A 512-nucleotide genomic window follows, 5' to 3' on the forward strand; every position below is an offset into this window, starting at 1 on the left:
TTTCGAAATACAGTGATGGTCGGTCCTGCCCGCCTGTATCACCAGCGAGTGCTATCACTTCGCCTGCGGTGACTTTATCGCCTTCTTTTTTGGTTAACGCTTGATTGTAGCCGTAAAGCGTCATGTCACCTTTACCGTGATCAAGCAGCACCACTAAACCGTAACCTCTTAAATACTCTGCAAATACGACTGTGCCAGGGTAAACTGCTTTAACTTGTTGACCATAGTTAGCGGAAAGCACCATACCTTTCCAGTTTACTTGTCCGGTTTGACGCGTACCGAAGTTATGTAACACACTGCCTTTTAGTGGCCATGGTAGTTTGCCGCGCTGTTTGCCGAGCCCGTCCATTGGTACTGCATTTCGTTTGGCGGCTTTTGCAATCTCGGCTTTTAGACGGGTTTCATTGCGTTGTAGCTCAGCAAGGTAACGTTTGTCGTTTTTAATGCTGCTCTGAATTTTGTTCAGCGTTTGCTTACGATTCGACTGCGTACTGGCCAGTGCGGTACGCTTT

Annotated in this window: 1 protein-coding gene; it reads right to left on the minus strand. The window is 47.7% G+C overall.

Annotated features, from left to right (window positions below):
- Positions 1–512 (minus strand): murein hydrolase activator EnvC family protein (locus tag R8O10_RS27635; RefSeq protein WP_318192285.1); only part of this gene is annotated, 512 nt, incomplete at both ends.

This window comes from Vibrio sp. 1727, assembly GCF_033344415.1.
In the GTDB taxonomy this organism is placed as follows: domain Bacteria; phylum Pseudomonadota; class Gammaproteobacteria; order Enterobacterales; family Vibrionaceae; genus Vibrio; species Vibrio alginolyticus.